Here is a 15,153-nt window from a genome sequence, read left to right as displayed (position 1 = left end):
GACGATGAAGATTATTACCCGCGTAGACGAATTAAAAGCCGCCTGTGAAGCGGCAAAAGCCAAAGGTAGTGTGGGCCTCGTGCCCACCATGGGCGCCTTACACGAAGGCCACGGCTCCCTGATTAAAAAATGCCGCGAAGAAAATGACACGGTGGTGGTGTCGGTGTTTGTTAATCCCCTACAATTTGCACCGGGGGAAGATTACGAAGAATACCCCCGGGACATCGACAAAGACGGCGCCTTTTGTGAAAGCTTAGGGGCGGACATCGTCTTTCACCCGGAACCGGAAGAAATGTATCCGGAAAACTTCGGCTTCCGCGTGACGCCCCCCGAGTCCATGACCCACATTCTCTGCGGCATTACCCGCCCCATTCACTTTGCAGGCGTCGCCACGGTGCTCACCAAGCTATTCAATTTGGTAACGCCGGATAAGGCCTATTTCGGCCAAAAAGACGTGCAACAGGTGGCCATTGTGGAAGCCATGGTTCGCGATCTGAATATGGACCTTACCATCGTGCCCTGCCCCATCGTGCGGGAAGACGACGGCTTGGCGAAAAGCTCCAGAAACCGCTACTTAAATGCTAAGGAGCGAAAGGCCGCCGTGGTCCTCTCCCGCTCAATCAAAAAGGCCAAGGCCATGGTTCGGGAAGGCGAAAAAAATGTGGCCGCCCTCTTGGATGCGGTAACGAAAGAAATTCAAGGCGAGCCTCTGGTGAAAATCGACTACGTGGAAATTCTTCGCTTCCCCCATTTCGAACGGGATGCGGCCTTGGTGGAAGACAGTTTTATTGCCATGGCTGTCTACATCGGAAAAACGCGCCTCATCGACAATAGCTTTTTTAAAGAAGACTTAGCGAAATAGCACAGAAAAAGACGGCCCGCGGGCCGCCTTTTTTATTCTTCTTCTAAAATCTTTTTCCACTTGGCCAAATTTTCCTTTTCCTCCCGTGCCAATTCCGGATAGGTTGGGTTCATCTCTTTCATAAGGCGAAGCATAATCTCCGACACCGCGTAGCGGGCATACCACTTGCGGTCGGCGGGAATAATGTACCAGGGGGATTTTTCCGTGGCGGTGTGGGCGATTAAATCCTCGTAGGCCCTTTGGTAATCCTCCCAATAGGCCCGCTCGTTCACATCGGCGGCGGAAAATTTCCAGTGCTTTTCCGGGCGATTGATTCGCTCCAAAAGCCGCGCTTTCTGCTCGTCCTTGGACAGATGGAGAAAAAACTTCACCACGGCAAAGCCGTTGTCGTTTAAGTAATCTTCGAAGGCGCGGATCTCCTTAAAGCGGCGAGCCCAAATGTTTTCGTCCACCAAGTCCTTCGGCATGGGGGATTCTTTCAATAAATCGTGGACGCGAGTGACCAATACGTCTTCGTAGTGGCTGCGGTTGAAAATGGCGATTTCGCCGCGGCGAGGCAAGGCTTTCGCGATGCGCCACAGGTAATCGTGATCCAGCTCTTCGCTGTTGGGGACTTTAAAGGGCGTTACCGTTACGCCTTGGGGATTAAGGGCCGTAAAGACGTGTTTAATGAGGCCGTCTTTTCCCGCGGCGTCCATGGCCTGAAGGACCACGACGATGCCCCGGGTGTTTTCGGCGTAGAGGGCGTCTTGCAACGCGGCCATGGCACGAAGATTATCGGGCAGAAGTTTATTCTTCACTTCTTTTTTATCCAGCGGCCCGTCGTAGGTTGTGGCGTAATCTTTTAGATGGATCTTTGTTTTTTCGGGGACTTTGTATTGCTTTGTATTCATGATTCACCGCCTTTTCGGGTATAATACACATAGTGATTGAGACAGGAGGATATTATGAAAAAAGAATTGAGACGAAGCACCACCGATCGCGTTTTCGCCGGCGTATGCGGCGGCTTAGGCGAGTATTTCGGCATCGACTCCAACATTGTGCGGGTTCTATGGGTTCTCTTCGCCTTAGGCGGCGGGAGCGGCCTGTTGGTCTACATTATTTGCGCGCTGTTGATTCCCGAAGAAGCGACTTGGTAAGGACAGCGTCTTTCGCTTGCAAGAGCCGCACATTTTTCGGATCCAACGTCAGGAAGGCGTCGAGGAGTTCCTCGGCGTCTTTTTTGTTGCCCTCTTCCACGTAGCGATTGGCTCGGGCGATGGCTTCCGATTGGATGCTCTCGATCATGGCCTTGGCGTTGGCGTAATTGGTGCGGTCTTCCTTCACCACTTCCTTGTAGGCACCGTAGGCGGCCAGGCTGTCCCCTGCGCGGGAAAGGGCCAGTGCCTTTTTGTAGGACGCGTCGGAGGCCTTTAAGGTTTCAAGCTCCTGAATCTTTAAGGCCATGTCCACATTGTCCACCGTGGGCGGCAGATCGTCGTAAATGGCTTCGGCGGCGGCGTAATCGCCCATGGCGATACAGCTTTGGGCCTTGTCGTAATTGCGCTTCGTGTTCACCCCGTCGTAAATGCGAAAGGCGAAGAGGGTGAGGGCAATGGCCGCCGCGGCGGCGACGAGAAAGAGGGCGGCGCCTTTTCTCTTCGACGGCCTTTCCGCCGAGGCCAGGCCCCGCTCCAAATCGATTTCATCCAAGGGGCGAATGGGAATGGTCTCCTCATAGGCCGTGGCCCGATTGGCGAAATCTCGGTCCTTGTTGACGTAAAGCTGAAAGAGCTTTTTGTTGACCTGCCGCTCGGTCACCGCCGAGAGCACGAAGTCCTTGGAGCGGCTGCAGTGGCGACAGATGTTGTCTTCCTCGCCATTGGTAAAGCCGCAGATGCAGCGCCACATGGTGCCGTTTTTTTCGCCGTAGGTGTAAAAGTCCGGCCCGAAGAGCTTTTTCAGCTCGTCCTTTTTTTCCTTGGGCACCGTGGGCACGGTATAGGACATTTCCTTGGTGCGGTCGTAGTAATTTCTCGTGCCGTCTTGAAAATGCACTTCCGATATGCGAATGCGCACGCCCCTGGCCGTGTGGTGGCGCTCGTCTAAAATCCAGTAGGGAAGGTAAGACAGGGACTTGGGCTTTAAGGCCAGATGCTCGTAGCTGTGGTGAAAGACGGTTTCGTCGAAAATAAATTTGCCGAAGGCATTAATAAAAAGCACGTCCACCTTTAAGAGGGTGACGGTTTTGTCGGTGTTATTGATTACGTCGATGACCAGGGCGAAATCCGTGTCCGCCTGGGCCAAGTAGGCATTCACCACCTGCACACGATTGGCCGGATTCACCCGCACTTTTGTCAATAGGGTTCGCATAGAAACCTCCTCGCCCTTATTATAAAAAAAGGACGTAAAAGAAACAAGAAGCAAGAAAAAAAGCACCCTCAGGTGCTAGCGGCGGTAGATCGTCGGGGGAAAGCGGTGCGGTTTTTCAGAAAGCAGAAAGCCCAAAAAGACCCCGAGCATATTTAAGAGCCAATCGTCGATGTCGGCGCTTCTGCCGGTGAAATACTGCAAGGTTTCCACGAGGAGAAAGACTCCGGCGTAAAGCAAGAGGGTGGATCGGCGGCCCCTCATTCGCCGAAAGAGCACCGGGGTAAAAAAGCCCAGGGGCACGGCGATGAGAATGTTGCCGAAAATATTTAAAAACATGCCCGTAAAGGAGCCGTAGCGCCAAAAGGCCTTGATGGTGGCGAAGGGAATTAAATTCAGCTTCCAATCGGCGAGGGCTGTGTCGATGCCCAAGATCACGCCGCCCATTTCCAGGCGCTCGTTGCCGACGAAAAGAAAAGACAACAGCCACAAACAGTAGGTGGAAAAGGCGATGAGCAGTCGCTCCCGTTTGCGATTGCTCTTCTTTTTTTGTCTGGAAAAAAGTTGGGCGCGAATCAGTGAAAAGGAACAGAAGGAAAGGAAGACCACCACAGGGGTCATCTTCAGTACATAGTAAATCAAAAATACCTCTCCGGTTCAAAATCCAGTAAGCTGTCCAGGAGCACGTCGCTTTCTTTGACGATGGCATCCCGGTAGGGAAGGTTGTAGGTGTCTTTTACGGCCACGACGTAAAGCCCCGCTTCTTTGGCGGCGGCCAGCGCGTAGTGGGCGTCGTCCACGAGGATGATTTCATTGGGCGCCACCTCGAGGCGCTTCGCCAAGATGTGGTAGTAGGTGATGTCGCTTTTCTCTATGCCCACGCCGTCGCAGGTTTGGATGAAATCGAAGGCACGATCCAATTTAAAGCGATGCAAGGCGGGCATTAAAAGCTCTTCGTTTGTGGCCGTGGCAAGAACCACCGGGCCCAGGCGCCGCGCCTTTTCAATGGCTTCTAAGGCGCCTTCTTTTAAGGGAAGGGTTTTGCCGTAGCCGTCCAGCAAAATGGCGCCCATTTCGTTAAAAATTTCCTCCGGCGTCTCCTCAAGCTCCAGCTCCCGCTTAAAAAAGGCGCTGGATTGGTTTAAGCTCATGGTGGTAATTTGATCGTGAATGGCGTCGGTGTATTCCTTGCCCTTGGACTCCACGAAATTGCGGCCTAAATTGCGCCACATCCCCATGGAGTCGATTAAGGTTCCGTCGAAGTCGAATGCGATGGCTTTCATAGCGTTCCTTTCTGTTTGTTGCATTTATTTGCGTGCGAGCACTTCCAGCGCCATAAGGCCGTTGAGTAAATCCTTGCCCGAATCGAAACTCATGCCGATGCGGTAGCCGTCCAGGCGCACCACGCCGGGGAGCATTTCCGCCATGTCCGCCGTGAGGGTGGTGTCTGTTTCGATGGTGACATTGTAGGGGGCGGTTAAATCGCCGAGGGGCAAGGTAGAGAGATCCTTGTCCAAAACCAGGGCCACCTTTTCCGTAATTTCCGCCCGCACCTTTTGAAAATTGCGGTGGACGACGGCATTGTGCCCCAGGCTTTCTTTCGTCACCACGTATTCCACATAGGGCATATAGCCTTCGAGAATCAATTGGCTGTAAAGGCCGCTGTCGCCGATAATCAGGCCCACGGGAATGTGCTTTTCCTTGGCGTAAATTTGATTAATCATAGCTTCGGAGCATTTAATGCCGTTAATGCTCACCCGGTGAAAGGCCGTGGAATAGCAGTGGTCCATATTGGCCCGGTGCTGGCCGCAGGAGGCGTGGTAGCCGAGAAAAATCACCACGTCGTGGCGATCCAAACCGCTCATCATGTATTCGCCACGGGGGTAGCCGGAGATCAGCTCGATGCGCTCGTCCATCTCCGAAAGGGCGAGGTAATCCAGATTTTTGCCGTCTCCGTGGCTGTCGGCGACGGTAATGGTTTCGATGTCTTTATTTTTCCGGCTTTGGTGAATGCCGTCGATGACCGCCTTAAAGTGGGCGTGAATGGCCTGCGAATAGGCGGCGGTGCGTTTGAATTCGTCGCTGAAGCGGTCGATGCCGCCGATGCCTTCCATGTCGAAGGAAATATAGATATTCATTAAAGGCTCCTTTCCGTGGTAGGATAGAAGAAAGAAAGGGGAATGGGAATGGATTCGTATTACATGAACGAAGCCTTGAAAGAGGCGAAGAAGGCCTACGCTATTGGGGAAGTGCCCATCGGTTGCGTCATCGTAAGAGACGGCGTGATTATCGGCCGTAGCCACAACCGCACGGAGACCGACGAAAGCGCCACGCATCACGCAGAGATTCTGGCTCTGAAAGAGGCCGACAAAGCCACAGAAGGCTGGCGCATCGGCGGCGACCTTTACGTCACCGTGGAGCCCTGCCCCATGTGCATGGGCGCCATATTAAACAGTCGCATCGACAGGCTTATAATCGGCACGGACAATCCCCGCTTCGGTGCGGCAGGCAGCGTGGTAAACCTTGCGGCCTTTCGCGCCTTTAACCACCGAGTCAAGGTGGAAGAGGGCGTGTTAGGCGAAGCGTGCCGGGCGCTGATGCAATCTTTTTTTAAAGACCTTCGCTAGCCCGTGCCTTGGCCGCATCCAATTCTTCTTTGGTGAGGCCCCGCACGATGGAAAAGGGATCGCCCTCGGCTACGGCGCGGGAAGGCACCTTGGCGCCGTCGGGGAGGCGGGTGTTTTCGTTAAGCACGGCAAAGTCGCCTACATAGACCCCTTCGCCGACGGATGCACCGCTTTTCACGGTGGCGTAGGCGCCGATGGATGCGCCCTTAATTTCCGCACCGGCCGCGACGATGGTGTATTCGCCGATGACGGCGGGAAAATCTGCTGTGGCCGTAATTTTCGCCGCGGGATCCACTACGGCCCCTGTTTTAATGATGATGCGGTCTTTTTCCATATCTGTCATTCCAGCCTCGTTTCTTTAGTAATTATGAAAGCAAATGTCCATGACGATGACGGCGGCGAAATACACCGCCAGGGGAAGGGCGTCCTCGTAAATGGCTACGGCGTATTCTTTACCGCCGGCAATGGGGCTCGCCTTCATAGACATAAGCTTTAATTCATCTGCTTCGATGAAAAATTCCCTGTTCCTTATAAAGCCCACGATGTCGTATTTCTTTTCCCTGTAGTTAAAGCTGAGGTTGGGAAGCGAAAAGCGGGTTTTATCTTCGAAAAAGTCCACCACCTCGCCGCCGAAAGACAGGCGGAAGGCATGGGTTTGAAAGGGAGGCGGCGTTTTTCGCTCCAGGCGAAATCGCTCGTTTCCATCGGCATCAATTAGTGATAGAGTATAGGGTATCATGGGAAGTTCGCGGAGGATGTAGTCGAATTGATCGACGAGAGCATCGTCCTTGTTTTGTAAAATCATTAGGCCGTCCGCGTCGTAAAAAGCGTAGGCCATGGCAGCCGGCGGACCGGCGGTAGCTCGCATAGTGCATCGAATCATGGTGTCACATCCTTCCCGTTTATTGTACTATACCGCATCGAAAAAACAAGAATCTGTATAAGGAGGTCGCCTTGGAAAAGATGGATGAACTTTTAAAGCGTATTAATGAATTGGCGCGAGAAGCCAAAGTACGGGAGCTCACCGAAGAAGAGGTGGCGGAGAGAGATCGCTTGAGAAAAGCCTATTTAAAGCTCTTTCGCGAAGGCTTTCGACAACAGCTTTTAAATACGACCGTTTTAGATGAAGAGGGCAACGACATTACCCCGGAAAAATTAAAGCGAGCCAAAGCGGCACAAAAATCTTCCGAGGAAAAGGACGGTCAATGACATGCGCGCACTTATCGTGGGCGGCGGCAAATTAGGCATGCGCCTCGCCCGCTCTTTAGTGGAAGAAAACATCGAGATTACCGTGCTGGACAACGACCCGCGGGTGATTCAAAAGATCAACAACGAGTTGGACGTGTTGACGGTGTTGGGCAATGCCCTGGACTTTACTATTCTCAGGGAATTGGACATTCAAAACTACGATTTAATCATCGGCACGGTCACCAGCGACGAGTCCAATGTATTGGTAACGAGCATCGCCAAAAAGCTGGGCTGCAAAAAGGCCATCGCCCGCATTCGAAACCCGAAGTATCACTCCCAAATCCGCCTCATTAAAGAGGAGCTGGACATCGACTATGTCATCAATCCGGAGCGGGCGGCGGCCATGGCCATCGAAAAGTATTTGCTGAAAAAATACTCTCTCATGACCGACGAATTTGCCGGCGGCAAGGTAAAGCTCGTGGAATTTAACGTGGGTCAGGAAAAAGAGTTCGTGAACAAAAAGCTCATGGACTTAAACAATTTAGACAATCTCCTCATCGCCGCCGTCTCCCGCAGGGGCTACACCTTTATCCCCGCCGGGGACACCATGCTCAAGGAAAATGACGTGATTTTGGTCATCGGCGCGCGGAAAAACATCGACGCCTTCGACCGGGATCACTCCAAGGTGACGGCGGTGAAGCCCACGAAAAGCGTCATGATCTTAGGAGGCGGCAAGCTCGGGGACTATTTGTGCAGCCTTTTGTTAAAAGACAACATCGACGTCTTGGTCATCGAAAAAGATCACGGCAAGGCCATTTCTTTGAAAGAGCGCCATCCCGATGCCGTGGTTATTCACGGCGACGGCACGGACTTTAATGTGCTGGAAGAAGAAGTGATTCATTCCTACGACGCCTTTATCGGCGCCACGGGCATTGACGAAACCAATATTTTAATGGCCCTGTCCATGAAAGAAGAGGGCATTACAAAATCCGTGGCCAAAATTTCCCGGGTGAATTTCATCGGCGTCTTGGACCGCTTGAATCTCGATGCCACCTTTAATCCCAGCTTTATTACCGCGTCGTTGATCTTAAAATTGATTCGCGGAAAAGACGCCCTGGCCATTAATCTCATGTACGACGGCAACATGGAAGTGGCGGAAATTCAGCTGGACGAGGATTTAAAGGTGTTGGATACGCCGCTGGCCGAGCTGTCTCTGCCCAAGGGCATTTTAATTGCCGTCATCGTCCGCGGCCAAGATGTGATTATTCCAAACGGTCGCTCCTGCTTGAGAAAGGGCGACCGGATCATCGTCTTCTGCAAGCATGAAAGTGTCCACGTCATGAAAAATTACTTCTACAATGCGGAATCAGGAGGCCTATTTAATGAACTTTGGAGCGGCGTTTAATGTTTTAGGCGCCCTTTTAATGGTGGAAGGGGCGTTTCTCATGCCGCCCCTTCTCTACGGCATTTACCGGGGAGAGGGCAGCATCCAAGCCTTTCTCATCGCCATCGCCGTGGCGCTCGTCGTCGGCGCGGTGTTGTTTTTCATGCCGCGAAAACATGAACGCATTCGCGGCCGCGACGGCCTGTTTATCGTGGCCGTGGGATGGATCTGCGCCTCCCTCATCGGCGCCGTGCCCATTTACTTAGGCGGCGGCACCCCCAACTACATCGACGCCCTCTTTGAAACGGTGTCGGGCTTTACCACCACCGGAGCCTCGGTCATTCCCAATGTGGAGGCCGTCGACAAGAGCATCGTCCTGTGGCGCAGCATGACCCACTGGATCGGCGGCATGGGGATTTTGGTCTTCACCCTGGCCCTTTTGCCCAGAGTGGGAAGCAACGGCTTTCGCATCTTCAAGGCGGAGACCCCAGGTCCCGTGGCGGGGAAAGTGGAGCCCCGCATGAAAGACACGGCCAAGGCCCTGTACAAAATCTATTTACTGATTACCCTCGTGCTCTTCGTGCTTTTGGTTATTGCCGGCATGAATGTTTTTGACGCGGTGGTACATACTCTGGGCGTCGTAGGCACCGGGGGCTTTTCCTCCCATGCCAATTCCTGCGCCGCCTACATCGACAATTCCGCCATTTTAATCATCATGTCCGTTTTTATGGTGATCTGCGGCACCAACTTCAGCCTCTACTCCCGGGCCGTCGGCGGCCGCTGGCGGGAGATGTTTTTAGATGAAGAATACCGCCTCTATTTAAAAATCGTGGCCGGTGCCGTGATTTTAATCGCTTTAAATTTAATTTTGTCGAAGAAGATGACCCCGGGCCTGGGGCTGAGAGAATCCCTTTTTCAAGTGACCAGCATTATTTCCACATCGGGCTTCGCTTCTTCCGACTACGATCAATGGCCGGGCTTCAGTAAATGCATTTTGCTCGCCCTGTACTTTTTCGGTTCCTGCGCCGGCTCAACCGCCGGGGGCATGAAGGTGATTCGGATCTTGGTCCTGTGGAAAATTGTGAAGCGGGAAATCGTGAAGAGCATTCACCCCAACGCCATTATGCCCGTTCGCGTCAACGGAAAAATCGTGGAAGACCAAGTTATCTTCGGCATCGTGGCCTTCGTCTGCGTCTACATCATTCTTTTAGGCGCCTCGACGGCGGTCACGGCCCTTTCAGGCGTGGATTTTCTCACGGCCTTTTCCGGCTGTTTAACCTGCTTGTCCAATGTGGGGCCGGGCTTTTCCGGCGTCGGGCCTACCAACACCTTTGTGGAATTTGCGCCGGGGTATAAACTGCTCTTTTCGGCCCTCATGCTTTTGGGACGTTTGGAATTTTTCACCATCCTCGCCCTCTTTGCGCCGCAACGGGGCAATCGTTACATGAATTAGGAGAACACTATGCACATTACCATGATCGGAACCGGCGCCGGAGCGCGTCTCTTGGCGAATGCTTTGGTTCGGGAACATCATACGGTGGAATTTTTTATTCGCCGGGAGAAACAAGTGAAAAAAGCCCTCAGGGATTTTCACGCCCATTATTACGAAGACGAAGAGGATGTTTTGGCCATGGATTTCGACAAAACCGATGCCTTCGTCTTTTGCGACGATTCCAATCGCACCTTGGCTCTGGCGAATCTTTTATCAAAGCGAGGCGGGTCCATTCACTTCATCGCTTATGACAGCGCCCTGGGGCGTCTCTTGGAAAAAACCAAGTCCACCTTCGGCATCGACTATGTCTACGACTACGGCAGCATTTTGGCGGGACGCGTGCACCACTTCTTTTATGAAGAGGCGGGCATGCAGACGGAAATTTTCGAAAACTTCGACTCCGCCATGGTAAAAATCGACGTGGCGGACAATCCGGCCTTTGTGGGGCGGCGGGTAAAAAACATCGGTCCCTTGGAAGAATTGGTTCTGGTTACCATCCGCCGCGGCGGAAAAATCATCGTGCCCAAAGGAAGCACCGTCATTGAAGCCGACGATGTGCTGCGTATGGTAGGTAGCACCGAAGCCGTGCGTCGCTTCCGCCGGCGCTACGCCAAAGTGGATGTCTTCGAAGGCCTTGAGCGCAAGCGGCGCTTTTTGGTTTTCGGCGACGGCAAAGGCGCCCAAAGCATTGAGGCGGCACTGGCCAAAGAAGCGGACACGCTTCTGCTTTCCAGGGGCAGACACTATCCCTACGGCGTCAACTACGTCATCGACCGGCCCGTCACCGAAGCCATGGAAGACATCGACATCGCCGCCTACGACGGTGTCGTTGCCGCTTCCGACGACGATGCGGACAATTTCCTCGTGGCCACGGCGGCGCGAGATGCGGGGCAAGAGCACATCGCCCTGTGTTTGAAAGATGAACGCTACATGCGGGTGGTGGACGTGGCGCACACCGGGGGCATTTTCTCCGGCGAGCTCCTCGTGTCCCAACAGATTAAAAACAATCTCTTCGGCCCGCCGGAAATCTCCCTGCACCTGTTCCCGGGCACCTTGGAAATCTACGAAATCGTCTTAAGCGAAGATGTTTACGCCACGGGAAAAACCATCGAGTCTTTGGGACTTTCCGAAGGTTTCTTAATCGGCGGCATCGAGCGGGAGGGAAAAAGCGTCTTGGCCAAAGGGCAGACGGTCTTAAAAGAAGGGGACCATTTAATCCTCTTCCTCTTGCCGGAACGTGCCGGAGATTTACAGAAGTTTATTCGCAGGAAGGCTAAGCGCTTCCTGACGGAACTGTTTTCCATGTAGCGAAGAAAGAGGATAGAGTGACCTTTTCAAACGACTGGGACGATTTATTGAAAGAGGAAATGCAAAAGCCCTATTACAAGGACTTGCGCCGCCTCTTAATCGAAGAATACAAGACGCAAACCATATATCCCGAGGCCGAGGCGATTTTCCGCGCCATGCGCCTCACTTCCTTCGAGGACACGAAGGTGCTTCTCTTGGGCCAGGATCCCTACCATGGGCCGGGACAGGCCCAGGGCATGAGCTTTTCCGTGCCGGCGGACTTTCCCCTGCCGCCGTCCTTGGTGAATATTTACAAAGAATTAAAAGACGACCTGGGCATTACACGAGAAAGCGGCGATTTAACTTCCTGGGCGAAAGAAGGGGTGCTTCTTTTAAACACCACCCTCACCGTCAGAAAATCCCAGCCCATGAGCCACGGAAAAATCGGTTGGGAAATCTTTACGGACAAAATCGTGGAGCTTTTAGGCGCGAGGGAAAAGCCCATGGTGTTTATCTTGTGGGGCGCCCACGCCAGGAGCAAAAAGCGGCTCATAAAAAATTCCGCCCACGCCATCATCGAATCGCCCCATCCCTCGCCCCTATCCGCCTACCGGGGCTTTTTCGGTTCCAAATGTTTTTCAAGAACCAATGAGTATTTAATCGCCATGGGCGAGGCGCCTGTGGACTGGAGGTAATATGTACTTACACGTAAAAGAAGAAGCGTCCTTTGCAGGCGCCATTCCCGTCCTCTGGGTTTTGCCGGAGGCCGAAGCGAAAGATAAAGTCATCATCTACTACCACGGCTGGGGCTCCGACATCGAAAGCTCCCGCTTCCGCGCGAGCATTTGGGCGGCGGCGGATTATCCCGTCCTCGTCGTGGAAGAGGCTCTTCACGGGGCGCGGGGCAGCTGGGATTACGAAGACATTCAAAAGCTTCCGGAAGTGGTTATCGAAAACATGAAGGAATTCGACGCCATCCTCGCCTGCGTTCGCGGCCGCTTCCCGGAGAAAAAAATCGTGGTGGCGGGCCACTCCATGGGCGGCATGACCGCCATGGGGCTCTTGGCCCGCGATGAAGTGGCAGGGGGCATCGCCTTAAACGGCTTAGGCGACTGGGCACCTTTGGCCATCGGCCCTTACAAAGAAGGGGCACAGGCCTACGATCCCATGAATCACATCGAAAAGCACGAAGACAAAGGCATTTGCATGTTAAACGGCGAGTTGGACGATGTGGTAAACCCCGCCTATCAAAAAAATTACTACGAAAAAATAAAAAAACAACACCGGGGCGACGCACCCCTGGTCTTTGAAATCATTGAAGGAACCTCCCATGTGGTGACCACCAATATGATGGCCATGACCTTGGATTTTTTAGAGCAAATGTAAGGAGAATCCCTCTATGATATAATGATCTGTTGAGGAGGAAGCCATGGAAACGAAAGTCTTACACATAACGGATGAAAAGGATAGGGAGCAAATCGAAGAAGCCGCGCGCCTCTTGCGAGAAGGGGAGCTGGTGATCTTTCCCACGGAGACTGTCTACGGCTTAGGGGCCGACGGCTTAAACGAATCGGCCGTGGATAAAATTTTTCAGGCCAAAGGGCGCCCGAAAGATAATCCCCTGATCCTACACGTCGCCGATCCGGAACAGGTATTGGATCTGGTCAAGGTGATTCCGCCGAAAGGCAAGGATTGCATGGACGTTTTCTGGCCCGGACCTTTGACATTGATCTTTGAGCGATCGGAAAAAGTCTCCGACAGCGTCACCGCCGGAGCGGACACGGTGGCCATTCGCATGCCCTCGCACCCCATTGCCCACGCCCTTTTAAAGGCGGCGGCCATTCCCGTGGCGGCGCCAAGCGCCAACACCTCGGGTCGCCCGTCGCCTACTCGCCTTTCCCATGTATTGGAAGACATGGAGGGCAAGGTGCCCATGATCGTGGATTCCGGGGACACCAATGTGGGCATCGAGTCCACGGTCTTGGACGTGACCGTGGATCCCCCCATGATCTATCGCCCCGGCGGCATCACGAAAGAAGATCTGGAAGCCATTATCGGCGAGGTGGCCATTGACGAAACCACCATCGACGCGGACAACGACGCCGTGCCGAAGAGCCCGGGGCAAAAGTATCGCCACTACGCGCCGAAAGGCGACGGCACCTTGTTTGCCGGGGATTTAAAAAACATCGCCAAAGAAATCAATCGGCGCCTCGCCGACGTGGCGCCCGGCAAGAAGACGGCGGTGCTCTGCACGACGGAAACCAAAGACCTCTACGAAGGCATGGATCTTTTGGTGGACATGGGCAGTCGCGACCATTTGGAAGATGTGGCCCACAATCTCTTCGACAGCTTGAGGCGTTGCGACGAAGAAGCCGTCGACATCCTGTTTGTCGAAGGCTTCGATTTTATCGGCATCGGCGCCGGCATTATGAACCGGCTCTTAAAGGCCTGTGGCGGAAAGGTGGTATTGGGACTATGAACATACTTTACATTTGCACGGGAAACACCTGCAGAAGCCCTATGGCCAAGCTCTTGACGGAGCTTGAAGCGGACAAGCGGGGGCTGAATATGACCGTGCGCTCCCGGGGCATGGCCGCCCACGAGGGCGAAGCCATGAGCGTAGGCGCCCTGAAGGTTATGGCGGAAGAAGGCATTAACGCCACCTTCCACAAGGCGAAGACCGTGACAGAAGACGATCTTATGTGGGCGGATAAAGTCTACGGCATGACCCACACCATGACCGCCAATTTAAAGCGGGGCTACCCGGCCTTTAAGGAAAAAATTCAACCCTTTGCCGAAAAAGACATCATCGATCCCTTCGGCGGATCCTTGGAAATTTATCGGCTGAGCAAAGACCGCTTACTGGAAGAAATAAAAAACAAATGTGAGGGGGAATGGGCGTGAAAATAGCCATGGGCGCCGATCACGGCGGATACAGACGAAAAGAAATGCTGAAAGCCTATTTGGAAGAAAAGGGCCACACCATTGTGGATGTGGGCACGGATTCCACCGATTCCGTGGACTACCCCATTTACGGAAAAGCCGCGGCGAAAAAAGTGGCTGACGGCAGTTGCGAGCGGGGCATTTTAATTTGCGGCTCCGGCCTCGGCATCGGCATGGCCGCCAATAAAGTGAAGGGCATTCGCTGCGCCATGGTGTCCGAGCCCTACTCGGCCGAGCTTTCCAGACGCCACAACGACGCCAACATGATTTCCATGGGGGCGAGAACCATCGGCGGCGACATGATGAAAGAAATCGCCGACGCATTTTTAGAAACAGCTTTCGAAGGCGGACGCCATGCCCGCCGTGTAGCCATGATCGAGGAGGAAACATGGGAAAAGTAACGGTAACCGAACACCCTTTAATTCAACATAAACTCACTCTTTTAAGAGAAGCCTCTACATCAAGTAAAGACTTCAGACAACTTTTGACAGAAATCACCATGCTTATGGGCTATGAGCTGACGCGCAACCTTCCCATTCAAGACAAGCTCATCGAAACGCCTATGGGTCGTACCGTGGGCAAAGAAATGGCAGGCAAAAAGCCCGTCATCGTCCCCGTCCTGCGGGCGGGCCTCGGCATGGTCGACGGCCTGTTGAACTTAATCCCTGGCGCCCGCGTCGGCCACATCGGCCTCTACCGGGATCCTGAGACCCTGGAGCCTGTGGAATATTACTGCAAGCTGCCCAAGGAAATTGCGGATCGGGAAGTCATCGTCGTGGATCCCATGCTCGCCACCGGCGGGTCCTTGGTCGCCGCGGTAAATTTCGTCAAACAACGGGGGGCCACATCCGTACGCGCCCTGTGCCTCTTAGCGGCACCGGAAGGCCTGGAAGCTTTTCAAAAGGCCCATCCCGACGTGGATCTGTACGTCTCGTGCATCGACGAAAAACTAGACGAGCACGCCTATATTGTGCCGGGCCTCGGCGATGCGGGAGATCGAATTTTCGGAACGAAGTAGTAG

At 53.6% G+C, this 15,153-nt stretch carries 20 protein-coding genes; 13 read left to right on the top strand and 7 right to left on the bottom strand.

Going from position 1 to position 15,153, the window contains the following annotated elements:
• Positions 1–4: 4 nt before the first annotated feature.
• A complete protein-coding gene (gene panC / locus KO087_RS04685; protein ID WP_215508145.1) occupies positions 5–862 on the top strand; it encodes a pantoate--beta-alanine ligase in 858 nt (285 codons plus the stop codon).
• Positions 863–894: 32 nt separating this feature from the next.
• Here panC and KO087_RS04680 read toward each other — a convergent pair whose 3' ends face one another.
• Positions 895–1,755, bottom strand: coding sequence for a polyphosphate kinase 2 family protein (locus tag KO087_RS04680; protein ID WP_215508144.1), 861 nt, complete (start codon positions 1,753–1,755; stop codon positions 895–897).
• Between the two features lie 54 nt (positions 1,756–1,809).
• On the opposite strand from KO087_RS04680, the gene KO087_RS04675 reads away from it, so the two are divergent.
• A complete protein-coding gene (locus KO087_RS04675; protein ID WP_215508143.1) occupies positions 1,810–2,001 on the top strand; it encodes a PspC domain-containing protein in 192 nt (63 codons plus the stop codon).
• Here the strand turns inward: KO087_RS04675 and KO087_RS04670 are convergent.
• From KO087_RS04670 to KO087_RS04655, 4 genes are all read right to left on the bottom strand, one after another.
• Positions 1,961–3,214 carry a tetratricopeptide repeat protein gene (locus KO087_RS04670; RefSeq protein ID WP_215508142.1) on the bottom strand — a complete coding sequence of 418 codons (1,254 nt, stop codon included), beginning with the start codon at positions 3,212–3,214 and terminating at the stop codon, positions 1,961–1,963. The genes KO087_RS04675 and KO087_RS04670 overlap by 41 nt on opposite strands.
• Before the next feature lie 75 nt (positions 3,215–3,289).
• A complete protein-coding gene (locus tag KO087_RS04665; protein ID WP_215508141.1) occupies positions 3,290–3,853 on the bottom strand; it encodes a VanZ family protein in 564 nt (187 codons plus the stop codon).
• Positions 3,850–4,494 carry an HAD family hydrolase gene (locus tag KO087_RS04660; protein ID WP_215508140.1) on the bottom strand — a complete coding sequence of 215 codons (645 nt, stop codon included), beginning with the start codon at positions 4,492–4,494 and terminating at the stop codon, positions 3,850–3,852. Before KO087_RS04660 ends, KO087_RS04665 begins: the two co-directional genes overlap by 4 nt.
• 24 nt (positions 4,495–4,518) lie before the next feature.
• Positions 4,519–5,349 (bottom strand): M55 family metallopeptidase, encoded by an 831-nt coding sequence (locus tag KO087_RS04655; protein WP_215508139.1) that lies wholly within the window; start codon positions 5,347–5,349, stop codon positions 4,519–4,521.
• 48 nt (positions 5,350–5,397) lie between these two features.
• Here KO087_RS04655 and KO087_RS04650 point away from each other — a divergent pair, with 48 nt between their 5' ends.
• Positions 5,398–5,838 (top strand): nucleoside deaminase, encoded by a 441-nt coding sequence (locus KO087_RS04650; protein ID WP_215508138.1) that lies wholly within the window; start codon positions 5,398–5,400, stop codon positions 5,836–5,838.
• Here KO087_RS04650 and KO087_RS04645 read toward each other — a convergent pair.
• Both KO087_RS04645 and KO087_RS04640 read right to left on the bottom strand, forming a co-directional pair.
• Positions 5,822–6,181, bottom strand: a complete 360-nt coding sequence (locus KO087_RS04645; protein WP_215508137.1) for an LbetaH domain-containing protein — start codon at positions 6,179–6,181, stop codon at positions 5,822–5,824. The two genes, KO087_RS04650 and KO087_RS04645, sit on opposite strands and share 17 nt — an antisense overlap.
• Before the next feature lie 15 nt (positions 6,182–6,196).
• Positions 6,197–6,721, bottom strand: a complete 525-nt coding sequence (locus KO087_RS04640) for an LURP-one-related/scramblase family protein (protein WP_215508136.1) — start codon at positions 6,719–6,721, stop codon at positions 6,197–6,199.
• A gap of 80 nt (positions 6,722–6,801) precedes the next feature.
• Here KO087_RS04640 and KO087_RS04635 point away from each other — a divergent pair, with 80 nt between their 5' ends.
• From KO087_RS04635 to upp, 10 genes are read left to right on the top strand one after another with little or no spacing between them, the layout of a single operon-like run.
• Entirely contained in the window at positions 6,802–7,047 is a 246-nt protein-coding gene (locus tag KO087_RS04635) for a DUF896 domain-containing protein (RefSeq protein WP_215508189.1), read from the top strand.
• 1 nt (position 7,048) lies between these two features.
• Positions 7,049–8,431 (top strand): Trk system potassium transporter TrkA, encoded by a 1,383-nt coding sequence (trkA, locus tag KO087_RS04630; protein ID WP_215508135.1) that lies wholly within the window; start codon positions 7,049–7,051, stop codon positions 8,429–8,431.
• On the top strand, positions 8,409–9,863 hold the full coding sequence (locus KO087_RS04625; RefSeq protein ID WP_215508134.1) for a TrkH family potassium uptake protein: 1,455 nt from the start codon (positions 8,409–8,411) through the stop codon (positions 9,861–9,863). The genes trkA and KO087_RS04625 overlap by 23 nt, the downstream gene beginning before the upstream one ends.
• 9 nt (positions 9,864–9,872) lie before the next feature.
• The gene (locus tag KO087_RS04620; protein ID WP_215508133.1) at positions 9,873–11,210 is read left to right on the top strand and encodes a TrkA C-terminal domain-containing protein; all 1,338 of its coding nucleotides are present in this window, start codon (positions 9,873–9,875) and stop codon (positions 11,208–11,210) included.
• Between the two features lie 17 nt (positions 11,211–11,227).
• On the top strand, positions 11,228–11,884 hold the full coding sequence (locus tag KO087_RS04615; protein WP_215508132.1) for a uracil-DNA glycosylase: 657 nt from the start codon (positions 11,228–11,230) through the stop codon (positions 11,882–11,884).
• A gap of 1 nt (position 11,885) precedes the next feature.
• Positions 11,886–12,575, top strand: a complete 690-nt coding sequence (locus tag KO087_RS04610; RefSeq protein WP_215508131.1) for an alpha/beta hydrolase family protein — start codon at positions 11,886–11,888, stop codon at positions 12,573–12,575.
• 43 nt (positions 12,576–12,618) lie between these two features.
• Positions 12,619–13,668: an L-threonylcarbamoyladenylate synthase gene (locus KO087_RS04605; RefSeq protein WP_215508130.1), complete on the top strand. Its 1,050-nt coding sequence runs from the start codon at positions 12,619–12,621 to the stop codon at positions 13,666–13,668.
• On the top strand, positions 13,665–14,093 hold the full coding sequence (locus tag KO087_RS04600) for an arsenate reductase/protein-tyrosine-phosphatase family protein (protein ID WP_215508129.1): 429 nt from the start codon (positions 13,665–13,667) through the stop codon (positions 14,091–14,093). The genes KO087_RS04605 and KO087_RS04600 overlap by 4 nt, the downstream gene beginning before the upstream one ends.
• Positions 14,090–14,533, top strand: a complete 444-nt coding sequence (gene rpiB / locus KO087_RS04595; protein WP_251374912.1) for a ribose 5-phosphate isomerase B — start codon at positions 14,090–14,092, stop codon at positions 14,531–14,533. The genes KO087_RS04600 and rpiB overlap by 4 nt, the downstream gene beginning before the upstream one ends.
• Positions 14,521–15,150, top strand: coding sequence for a uracil phosphoribosyltransferase (upp, locus tag KO087_RS04590; protein WP_215508127.1), 630 nt, complete (start codon positions 14,521–14,523; stop codon positions 15,148–15,150). Before rpiB ends, upp begins: the two co-directional genes overlap by 13 nt.
• Positions 15,151–15,153 lie beyond the last annotated feature (3 nt).

The sequence above is a fragment of the Peptoniphilus rachelemmaiella genome, assembly GCF_943169845.1.
In the GTDB taxonomy this organism is placed as follows: domain Bacteria; phylum Bacillota; class Clostridia; order Tissierellales; family Peptoniphilaceae; genus Aedoeadaptatus; species Aedoeadaptatus rachelemmaiella.
This window is presented reverse-complemented; position numbering and strand designations above follow the sequence as displayed.